Below are 10,967 nucleotides of genomic sequence, written 5' to 3'. Positions count from 1 at the left end.
TTTGACAAATAAAATTATTCTGTTATAATATCCTTATGAACAATAAACCTTTTAATGCATTAAATGATTGTTTTGTTCGGTATTTCTTTACCGATAAAGGCGGCGAAAAAGTTTTGCTTGATTTTATAAACGCTGTTATGATTAGCGCCGACATGAAAACTTTTAAAGCCGTTGAAATATTGAACCCGTTTAATTTGAAAAGTAATTATAAAGACAAAGAAACAATAGTCGATGTGAAATGCATTACAAAAAATGGAACGATTGTAATCATTGAAGTTCAATTATCTGGCAATTCTAGATTTCCCGAAAGAATACTTTATTATTGGGCTACGAATTATAGCAAACTTTTAAAGAAAGGCGAACAGTATGAGGAATTAAATCCCGTTATAAGTATTAATTTGCTTAATTTTAATTTGAATAAAAAAGGAAATAATGTGCATAGCTGTTACATGATTTATGATACAAAAAATGCAAGATTATTAACCGACCATTTGCAAATACATATGATAGAATTAAAGAAATTTAAATTTAAAGATAATAACCTGCCAAAAGATTTAAACTGCTGGTTAGGTTTCTTTACAACTAACAACATGGAGGCGTATATGTCAGAGATAGTAAAAGAAAAACCTATAATGGAAGAGGCTCACAAGCGATATAATAATTTTATAAGAAATCAATTAATGATGTCTGAATACGAAAAAAAAGAACTCTATCAATACGATAAAAAAATAATGCTTGCAGACGAAAGACGAATTGGAATGAGAGAAGGCGAAGAAAATAAAGCAATTTCAATAGCAAAATCAATGAAAAATAAAAATATGGATATTAACCTTATAAGCGAAATAACTGGCTTAACTATTGACGAAATTAAAAAACTATAAATTTTATTCTTTATAAAAAATAAATCAAAAACTTTTGCATGAGATTATTATTTATTATAAAATAAAAAAGAGACGCCGTTTTATAACGACATCTCTTTTGCCTCCTTATTTTAACGCTTATTAGTCGTCAAATTTTTGTCCCATGAGCTGTCCGTTTTCCGTTATGTATAGCTCCATCATGTTGTTTAATCTTATCTTATAGCTTCCCCATTCTCTTTTAACTTTCACCACCATAGTCTGCGGATAAGTTTGTTTTATCCTGCTTGCGACTCCATCTGGCAATACGCTAAAAGGAACGGCTGTCCAGTAGCCTTTTATATCTTTCCAGTCTCCCGTCATAAAGAAGTCAATATCCACGCCGTTTGAAAGTTTTACTTTAAACTTGTCTTTTTTTCTTTCAACTTTCCATATTTGAGTATCGGGAAAAGTAGAACTTATAAAAGCGCTTGATTTTTGAGGTAATTCGGAAGCGGGAACTATCCAACCTTTTCCGAAAACCATGCTCGAACTCAAACCCAAAATTAAAAATAAAACTAACAATTTTTTTGTCATCTTGAAACCTCTTTAAAATTAATCGTCAAATTTTTGTCCCATGAGCTGTCCGCTTCCAGTGACATATAGCTCCATCATGTTGTTTAATTTTATTTTGTAGTTTCCCCATTCTTTTTCTACCGAAACCATCATAGCTTGAGGATAAGTTTGTTTAACCGTATTCGCAACCGCCGCTGGCAATACGCTAAATGGAATGCTAACCCATTCGCCGTCTATGTCTTTCCAATCGCCCGTCATATAAAAATCAATATCAACGCCGTTTGAAAGTTTTACTTCAAATTTTCCGCCGTCTCTTTCAACTTTCCATATTTGAACGCCGGGAAAAGTAGAGTTTATAAAAGCTCTTGATTTTTGCGGTAATGAAGAAACTGGAACTATCCAATCTCCGAAAACCATGCTCGAACTTAAACCTAAAATTAAACCTAAAACCAATAATAATCTTTTTGTCATTTTAAAATCTCCTTATAATTAATCGTCCCATTTTTGGTATAATAGATTTCCATTAATATCTATATAAAGTTCCATGAAATTACTCATTTTCACTTCGTAGACATTATAGTGTTCCATTTCAACCATCCATATTTCAGCTTGCGGATAAGTTCTTTTGGCAGTCGCTATTACCGCAGCTGGCACTTGGTCCAACGGTATATACCAGTCGGCAAACAACGAAGCAGAACCGATAACCGTTAAAGCTACTAAAACGCATATTAATTTTTTCATTTTACACCTCCTTAATTATTAGTTATCCCATAAGGACCCATTGGTCCCATTTGTCCTAAAAGATTACCATTAATATCTATATAAAGTTCCATGAAATTGCTCATTTTTACTTCATAGACATTATAGTGTTCCATTTCAACCATCCATACTTCTGCTTCTGGACAAGTCTTTTTAGCGGTAGCCATTACCGCGGCTGGCACTTGGTCCAACGGAATATACCAGTCGGCAAATAACGAAGCCGAACCGATAACCGTTAAAGCTACTAAAACGCATATTAATCTTTTCATTTTATACCTCCTTAATTATTAGTCGTTCCGTATAATTAGTCGTCAAAATCTTGCCCTAAAAGATTGCCATTAATATCTATGTAAAGTTCCATCATATTGGACATCTTCACTTCATAGACATTGTAATGTTCCATCTTTACAGCCCACACTTCAGCTTGCGGATAAGTCTGTTTAGCAGTCGTTATTACCGCAGCTGGCACTTGGTCCAACGGAATATACCAGTCGGCAAATAATGAAGCCGAACCCATAACCGTTAGAACCGCTAAAACACATATAAATCTTTTTGTCATTTTTAAGCCTCCTTCGCTTAAAGTTATTTATTCTATCTATTTATATTATAGGAAAAAAATTTGATTTTGTCAAGTATTTTTACAAAAAAATTTGCCTATTTTTAACATTTTTAGAAAACTTGATAGTTAAAATAATACAAATACTACATTTTTTTAAGGTTGAAAAAATTTTTTTATTAAATGTAAATCAATTTTACTTTAAATTATATTTTTAATTAATAATTCTCTTATAATTTTAAATAAAGATATATAATAAAAAAATAATTTTTAAATTTTTTAATCAATAAAAAACAAAGGAAAAATAATGCTTAAATATAATTCTAAAGAAATACTCGATTATATAATTAAAAACAGAAGATATTTGCATTCGATTCCCGAACTTGGAGAAAATCTTCCACAAACGAGAGAATTTGTCATAAATAAATTGGACGAACTTAAAATAGAATATACGAAAAATAAAAAAGATTCGGGAATTATCGCTTATATAAAAGGCGAAACTAAAAACGAAAATAATAAAACCGTAGCTTTAAGAGCGGATATGGACGCTTTGCCGATTAAAGAAGAAACGGACTTTGAATATAAATCATGCAATAATAATATGCATGCTTGCGGTCATGATGTTCATACGGCGATATTATTGGGAGCGGCAAAAATACTTTCTGAAAATAGAGATAAAATTAACGGAACGATTAAACTTTTATTCCAAACGGGAGAAGAAATAGGAACGGGCGCAAAAATAATGATAGAAGAAAACGCTTTAAAAAATGTTTCGGCAATATTCGGAATTCATATTGGAAATTTTGCTCCAGACACTCCGAACGGAATTTTTATTTTGCAGGAAGGACCGATTATGGCATCCGCAGACCAGCTTATTATAAGAGTCAAAGGAAAAGGAACTCATGGAGCTTATCCGCATTTAGGAGTTGACCCTATAGTAATATCGGCGGAAATTATTAACGGACTTCAGTCTATAATAACGAGAGAAATAAAATCTTCGGAAACGGTTTTATTGTCATTATGCCGAATAAACGGAGGAAGCGCTTTTAATGTAATTCCCGATACGGTTGAAATAGAAGGAACGATAAGAACATTTAATAACGAATTAAGAGATTATTTTATCAAAAGAATAAAAGAAAAATCAAAACTCATTGCCGAATCGATGCTCGGAGATGCGGAAATAGAATTAGTCGAATATGCATGCGTGACGAATAACGATAAAAATATTACCGAAAGCGTCAAAAAAACGGCGGAAAAATTATTTTCAAAAGAAGCGGTTTGGAATAAATATTTTAATCCTTCGATGGGAGGAGAAGATTTTTCTTATTATCTTAAAAAAGTCGTTGGTTGTTTCGCTTTATTTTCCACAGTTACCGAAAAAAATATTCCTAATCATAATAGCAAATTTGAAGTCAATGAAAGCAAATTAAATATGCCTGCCGAACTTATGGCAAACTGGAGCTTTGATTTTTTGAATGATTCTAAATAAATTATTGATTTTTTAATATGCTTGCAATATAATAATATTCATAAAATATTATAGAGAGAATAAAATATGAAAAAATCCGTTCTTATAATGGCGGGAGGAATTGGCGAAAGACTCTGGCCCTTAAGCCGTGAAAATAAACCAAAACAGTTTTTGAAAATCGGAGATAATAAATCGTTAATAGAAAAAACTATTTTAAGAGCGTCAAAAATAACGGACGAAGAAAACATTTTTATAATAACGGGAATAAGATACAAAGAGGCTTTCAGTCAATATATACCAAATTTTAGAAAAGAAAATATAATCTACGAACCTTTGGGACGAGATACCGCGGCGGCGGTTACTTTGGGAGCTTTAACGATAAAAGAAAAAATTGGAAATTCAATTATAGTTATTCTTCCCGCGGACCCGATTATAAAAGAAGAAGATTTATTTACAAAAACGGTTGAAGAAGCGATTGAAACGACTTCAAAAACTAAAAAAACTATTATAGTGGGAATCAAACCGAATCGAGCGGAAACGGGATATGGCTATATAAAATTAGCGGATAATATAAAAGACAACGAATATAATGTCGAGAGATTTGTAGAAAAACCAAATTTTGAAAACGCTAAAAAATTTTTGGAAGACGGAAATTATTTATGGAATGGCGGAATGTTTATTTGGGATATTGAAAGCGTCTTAAATGCCGTTCAATCTTTAATGCCCGACACTTATAATAAAGTTTTAGAATCTTTTAATAATAGAAATAATTTTGAGAAAGCCAAAGAAATATTTTCAAAAATAGAAAAAATTTCTTTCGACAGGGGAATAATGGAAAAATTAAAAAATATTATATGCATAAAAGCGGAATTTTTTTGGGACGATTTGGGAGCTTTTTCCGCGCTTGGAAGAATACATGAAAAAGATAAAGATAATAATGTCATAATAGGAAATGTTTATACTAAAGAATCCAAAAATAATATAATAATAAACGATGATAACGATTTTATAACGGTTGACGGAATAAATAATTTAACCATTGTAAAATCGAACGGAGCGCTTTTGATATATTCGGACAATCAGGATGCGAAAATAAAAGAAATACTTAAAGATATAAGAGAGAAAGAAGAATTGAAAGGCAATAAAAAATATTTATAATTTTATTCTTTTTCTTTTAAAATCGTTTTCTTATATATTTTTTCTTTCGCTTCTTTAATTTTTTCTAATTTCTTTTTATCTTCTTTTTCTTTTTGATTATTTTCAATTAATTTGCCGTTGATTAAAACATTTTTCAATTCTATTTTATCGTTATCTATTATTTCCGCTGGCTTGAAATTTCCTTTGAATTCCACATTTTCAAATTTCATTTTCTTAAAAAATACGGAGTTTCTAAAATCAATATCTTTTTCTACAATTATATTTTGAAAAGCAAAATCGTCTCTAAAAATCGCGTTAAGAAAATTTAAATTATCTTTAAAATGAATATGATTGAATTCCAATTTTCCGTTTATATAAGAATTTGAAAAATCGGCTTTGCAATTAATTTTTGCATTGTCAATAATTATAGAATCGAAATTGCATAAAGATAAATTTAAATCCATCGATATATTTGAATTTTTTATTATTATTTCTTTTCTAATATCGGACAATGTTATAAATAATCCCGAATCAAAATTGGCGTCCGTAAAATCGAAAGAAGCTTTTAAATCTCTGTTTTTTATTTGAAAAGGTCCCGCAAAATAAGAATTTCTAAATATTATTTCCGCGTCATTTTCAATTTTTAATTCTTCCAGACTAAATCCATCGTAGCTAATCATATAAGAGAAATTATAAAATCCTCTATATATATCGTCTCTTATTATTTTTCTAAAAATATTCGCGGGTTTATTTTTTCCGTTATGATGAATTATGCATAATCCGTCTTTATATTCTTCTCTGTCGCAATTTTGAGTATTGGAAATTTTTTGTTTGCAAACCTGTGGCATAATTAAAACATAAAGCTCAATCCAAAATCATGCGAAATATTATTCTTATTAAAATTATCGAAAACTATCGCGTAATCCAATCTGAATAAATCGACATATAAGGATAAGCCTAAAGAAACTCCTTTATTTCCTATTCCGAGTCTTCCTAAAATTCCGCTCGGCAGTTTTGTTAAATGTCTTTTCTGCATGTGGCTCGGTTCGTCTAAAATGCTTTCGGGCAACTCGTCATAATCTATATTTGAATTAAATAAACCCAATTTATTAAAGTCAATTATCATAGCTTCGAGTCCAAGCGATATTTTATGGCTGACTGACGGAACTGATATATCATATTCCAAAGCAACCGTAAAACTTGAATCTTCTTTAGCGTAGGCAATCGAAGTTATTATATCGGTATCTATCGCCGCAAATACTTTATCGTAAAAACCAAAATTTTTTATTCCGATTCCTATTTTTAATGCGGGATTGAATATTGACTGCATATAAGACAAATCTAAAAATCCGCCGAATATATTATAATCGTCAAAATTATTTATAACGGCTTTAATATTTCCGCCAATATAAGAGGTTTCGTTTATCATATAAGCCGCTCCTATATTTATTAAATAATTTCCGCTCAATATATCGTTTTCTATTTGCCCCGAAATATTATAAGTTTTTATTTTATTTAATTCGGATGCCAAACCGATTCCTATAGCGTAAACATTATCCGTATGGGAATATGAAGCGTTAAATATATATTCCTCTTTGAAATTCGGAGTCATAGTATAATTTAAATTAATTGAATCTCTTATTAAATTCATTAAAGAAGAAGAATTAATAAACAAAGCGGAAGAATCTTTTGAAATTAAAAATCCAGAATTCATTATTCCTCTATCTCTCGAACTTGAAGAATTTAAAATTGATAAAGAATGTTTTGAGGAAATATTAGCCGAAAATAACGCGGGCGAAAATAAAATAATTGAAATAATTAAAATAAAAAACTTTCTTAACTTCTTAATTTTTTTTGAAATCATAAAATACTCTGATAAATATTGTTTTAATTATATCATATAAATTAAATATGTTAAGATTATTTTATTAATCCGATTTCGATTAGAAAATCATTCATATAATTTGAATAAAAATTATCGTATTCTTTTAATTCTTTTTCGTCTTCAATAATTATAAAGTCGACTCTTCGGTTTTTGTCTTTTTCTTCTTCGTATTTCGGTTTTGTGTCGCTATAGGCATAAGTTTTTATTCTGTTTTCGTCTATATATTTTATTATATAATTTTTCGCTATCAAAGCTCTATTTACAGAAATCATATAATTAACTTTTTTACTTTTATAAGCCAAAGTGTCGGCATGCCCTTCAATAATTAAAAAGACATCCTCGTTATCTTTCAAAAAATTAATCACTTCGTTTAATATATAAGGATAAGTATAATTATTTTTATATTGCGTCTCTCCAATATCGTAATATATTTCATTTGAAAATTCTATTGAAACTCCTATATTTTCTTTAACCAATTTTATTTTTTCATTTGTTTTATAAGTCCTTTCTTTTTTCTTAAAATAAATTCTATCTTCGGGAACAAAAAGTTTAATGCATGAAACCAAACACAAAAGCGTAATTATGAATAATATTATTTTCTTTATCATAATTAAAACCTTATATTTATTGGAATTATTTGAAAAGAAAACTGCTTTCCAAAAATTGAATATTCGATAGATATGGACTGAAAAAATATATCGAAATGAAAACCTATTCTCATATCGTAATGCCAAAAATCTCTTTTATTAAAAGAAGTCGGAACATTTAAATCGTTTATTTCCAAAGTATGTCCTTCAATATTGGCATAGCTTCCGATTCCGTTTATTCCTATTTGCGAATCGACTATTCCGTAAGTTATATCCGCTCCGAGCGAAAAATAAGCGGAAAAATATTGAACTTTTGGAACTCTATCTTTAAACTTAAAACCTACGACAAATTTTGGACTAATGGCATAAGCTTTCCATTTTGATTCTAAAAAAGCGTTTCCGTTGAATACTACTCCCGTATCCGTGCCTCCCTGTTTTTTCGGATAGCCTACTTTTAACGGAACATAAACATATCTTTTATTTACTCTTAAACCTATTTTACCCGATTCAAAATTAAAATCCGTTCTAAAATCTCCGAAAAAATATTCTGTTCTAAATAAAAAAGCCTTGAGCGATAAACCGAAATTATAGCCTATAGCCTCGACTTCAACATCGTTTATAATGGTAGCAAATAATACTTTGAAGCCAAAAGCTCCGCCTCCTCTTAAAGTAAGCGACAATGGAACTGGTCCGAAATTAATTTGAAAATACGCGTTTAAATGAGGAATAGGAATATATTTTGCCGCCTCTGAAATTGATTTATAATCGCTTATTTCCTCATATTGATTATTATCCGTTGTATTTACGGGATAAGTTTTTGCTTTCATTATATCAAAAATCGGAGTATCGACATAAAGATTAAGCCCGAAACTTCCAAGCGGAGTATGCATCGGAATTAAAAGCCCGTTATTATTTCCCGAGTTGGCGTTGAAAGAAATTTTGCTTTTTAGAGAATTTGCGATTGACGATGCGGTTTCAAGCTGCATATTAGCCGCTTCCAAAAAACCAGCCGTAGTTCCAGTTATTAATATAATAGTTTCGTTAGTTCCATATGCGCTGTTTAATAAATCGCCCGCGTCCAAATTCCCTATGGCTAAAAAATCTTCATATTTTAGAGTTCCTTTCCATTTTTCAAATAAATCGTTTATTTGAGTATTTTTTACTAAACTGTCTAAAGTTTCTTTTGGTATATTGTTATATATTCCCGTAGTTTCCAAATACGCGTTAAGAAAATTAGAATAATGCAATCCTCTGCCATATTGACAATAAAGGTTTACGCTAAATACGATAGCGAATATAATTATTCTTATTAATTTAATCATAAATCTAATTATACATAAAATCTATTTCATAATGAGTCATAGCCTCGTCAGGTTTTATAACTTCTATAGTCGTATTTTTCATAATCGCTTCCAATATGTCCGCCTGCGCTTCATAATACATAGCTTGATAATATTCTCCATAACCGCTATATGTAGAATTTTCAGCGTATTCTCTATATCTTTTTGCCTCTTTTCTTAATTCGCTTATAATCGAGTTATAATTATTATTAGCGAAATCCTCCATTTTTGAATAATCCATTAATTGCAACATTTTTCCGCTACTTAAATTGAAAAGCATATTTTCAGCTCCAATTTGCCAAACCAGAGAATGTCCCGTATATTTCAAAGGACTTATTAATTTCCAATCTTCTTCTTTAGCGTTGGTAGGATTAACCAAACTTGCCATAAACTGATTTTTACCCAAATTCTTTAAATGTTCTTCCGATACTGTAAAATTTGTTTCTCCATTATAAGCGGCTTTATATATTTCTTGATGAGGAGGAATAGGCAGATAATAATATTTGCCGTTAAAATATGTTTTACTATAATGGGAAGCTGTCTTATAATATCTTTCTTTATCTATATCTTTAATCCAATCGGGAGGATTCGGAGTTGTAGGATGCGGATTAATTTTAGGTCCAGCTAAATAATGTTGATAAGTATATACTTCTTTATTATAAAGGTCCGAAGTAAAATTTTCCTGCTTCCATTCGATATTGGTAACATAGGATTCGTTGGTAATTGTTTCTTTAAAATTTCCATCGCGGTCATATACATAATTATAACTTATATTAGTTTTGATAATTATTTTTCCAGTTGTAGAATAGATATTTCCAACAAAACGATTGTAGGCAGGCGTATAATAATCCGTATCGTCTCTAGTATATAAAAAACGCCACCAGTAATTACCCATTTGTTGAACATATAATTTTTCTTCATCCATATAAACCGAAATATAAGAGGAATCTCCCCAAGGATAATCAAAATAGTCCCAATTATTAGAATTATAACCGTCCTTACCCCAGTCTATTACTTTAAGTTTTTTGAAATTTCTGTTATTAGGACTTCCAGACCAGCTTTGCCCTCCGCCAAGAACATATAATTTTCCCTTAAAATAAACATTATGAAACTCGTCATAATACCCTGGATACCAAGCGTTGTTGAATGGAAACGGACTGCCAGAAGGAAATCTCATAGCTATATTATCTATTTTTCCGCGCGTATTCCAATTTAATAAATCTGAAGAATGATAAGATAAATTATTACTATAAACGGCTATTTGAAAATTATGAGGAGCGTTGCCAATTTTTCTATTGTTTATTTCCAATGAATAAGTTCCCATTCCGTTTTGTATTCCTTCATCCTGATACCATACTTGATTTTCGTCTATAATGTTCATATTGTGTAAATGCTGCCAAATTTTATAATCTACATTTTTACTATAAACTATTAAGTTGCCATTATCATCCAATTCGAGTAAAGCGTTATTTCCCTTAAGAGTTATGTTTTTAGTATCCGCATTATATTGATAAATATTGCCCGCCATTATATACCATTTATTTTTATATCTGAATTTTCTTTGAAAGTTTCCAAAAACTTCTCCGTCTTGCGCTGGTTTAGGGTCGATTTCTATATTTGCATCTTCAATATTGCCGTCTTTTGGAGGCGATGGGAATTTACTATTTTGAGGTATATAAGTAGGAGCGAGTATATTGACTTTTTTACATGAAATGTTAAATAATAATAAAATTATAAATAGACAAATTTTAAGATTTTTGCATTTTTTACTTGAAACTATATAATTATAGTATAGTATAGTATAGTATAGTATAGTATAGTAT

13 protein-coding genes are annotated in these 10,967 nt (G+C 30.0%); 3 read left to right on the top strand and 10 right to left on the bottom strand.

Features of this window, described 5'->3' with window-relative positions:
• Positions 1-35 precede the first annotated feature (35 nt).
• Complete coding sequence (locus ACR0QS_RS07055; RefSeq protein WP_432632737.1) at positions 36-881, top strand: Rpn family recombination-promoting nuclease/putative transposase; 846 nt, start codon at positions 36-38, stop codon at positions 879-881.
• Between the two features lie 120 nt (positions 882-1,001).
• On the opposite strand, the gene ACR0QS_RS07050 is transcribed toward ACR0QS_RS07055, so the two are convergent.
• Genes ACR0QS_RS07050 through ACR0QS_RS07030 form a run of 5 tightly spaced genes read right to left on the bottom strand, consistent with a single transcriptional unit; the run spans position 1,002 to position 2,730 of the window.
• A complete protein-coding gene (locus ACR0QS_RS07050; RefSeq protein WP_432632736.1) occupies positions 1,002-1,433 on the bottom strand; it encodes a PepSY-like domain-containing protein in 432 nt (143 codons plus the stop codon).
• 18 nt (positions 1,434-1,451) lie between these two features.
• A complete protein-coding gene (locus ACR0QS_RS07045) occupies positions 1,452-1,883 on the bottom strand; it encodes a PepSY-like domain-containing protein (RefSeq protein ID WP_432632735.1) in 432 nt (143 codons plus the stop codon).
• A gap of 18 nt (positions 1,884-1,901) precedes the next feature.
• Complete coding sequence (locus tag ACR0QS_RS07040; protein ID WP_432632734.1) at positions 1,902-2,153, bottom strand: PepSY-like domain-containing protein; 252 nt, start codon at positions 2,151-2,153, stop codon at positions 1,902-1,904.
• Positions 2,154-2,164: 11 nt separating this feature from the next.
• On the bottom strand, positions 2,165-2,440 hold the full coding sequence (locus tag ACR0QS_RS07035) for a PepSY-like domain-containing protein (protein WP_432632733.1): 276 nt from the start codon (positions 2,438-2,440) through the stop codon (positions 2,165-2,167).
• 35 nt (positions 2,441-2,475) lie between these two features.
• The gene (locus tag ACR0QS_RS07030) at positions 2,476-2,730 is read right to left on the bottom strand and encodes a PepSY-like domain-containing protein (RefSeq protein WP_432632732.1); all 255 of its coding nucleotides are present in this window, start codon (positions 2,728-2,730) and stop codon (positions 2,476-2,478) included.
• Positions 2,731-3,034: 304 nt separating this feature from the next.
• On the opposite strand from ACR0QS_RS07030, the gene ACR0QS_RS07025 reads away from it, so the two are divergent.
• A complete protein-coding gene (locus ACR0QS_RS07025; RefSeq protein WP_432632731.1) occupies positions 3,035-4,216 on the top strand; it encodes a M20 metallopeptidase family protein in 1,182 nt (393 codons plus the stop codon).
• Between the two features lie 66 nt (positions 4,217-4,282).
• Positions 4,283-5,353, top strand: coding sequence for a mannose-1-phosphate guanylyltransferase (locus ACR0QS_RS07020; RefSeq protein ID WP_432632730.1), 1,071 nt, complete (start codon positions 4,283-4,285; stop codon positions 5,351-5,353).
• A gap of 2 nt (positions 5,354-5,355) precedes the next feature.
• Here the strand turns inward: ACR0QS_RS07020 and ACR0QS_RS07015 are convergent, their stop codons facing one another.
• The 5 genes from ACR0QS_RS07015 to ACR0QS_RS06995 all read right to left on the bottom strand — a co-directional run.
• Complete coding sequence (locus tag ACR0QS_RS07015; protein WP_432632729.1) at positions 5,356-6,180, bottom strand: hypothetical protein; 825 nt, start codon at positions 6,178-6,180, stop codon at positions 5,356-5,358.
• Positions 6,181-6,182: 2 nt separating this feature from the next.
• Positions 6,183-7,196 carry a hypothetical protein gene (locus tag ACR0QS_RS07010; protein WP_432632728.1) on the bottom strand — a complete coding sequence of 338 codons (1,014 nt, stop codon included), beginning with the start codon at positions 7,194-7,196 and terminating at the stop codon, positions 6,183-6,185.
• A gap of 56 nt (positions 7,197-7,252) precedes the next feature.
• Positions 7,253-7,825 (bottom strand): OmpA family protein, encoded by a 573-nt coding sequence (locus ACR0QS_RS07005; RefSeq protein ID WP_432632727.1) that lies wholly within the window; start codon positions 7,823-7,825, stop codon positions 7,253-7,255.
• 2 nt (positions 7,826-7,827) lie between these two features.
• A complete protein-coding gene (locus tag ACR0QS_RS07000) occupies positions 7,828-9,126 on the bottom strand; it encodes a hypothetical protein (protein ID WP_432632726.1) in 1,299 nt (432 codons plus the stop codon).
• Between the two features lie 4 nt (positions 9,127-9,130).
• Positions 9,131-10,967 (bottom strand): hypothetical protein (locus ACR0QS_RS06995; RefSeq protein WP_432632725.1); only part of this gene is annotated, 1,837 nt, incomplete at its 5' end.

Source organism: Brachyspira sp. (assembly GCF_050873525.1).
GTDB lineage: Bacteria > Spirochaetota > Brachyspiria > Brachyspirales > Brachyspiraceae > Brachyspira.
Note: the sequence above shows the minus strand (reverse complement) of the source record. Positions and strands in the feature narration are given on the sequence as shown.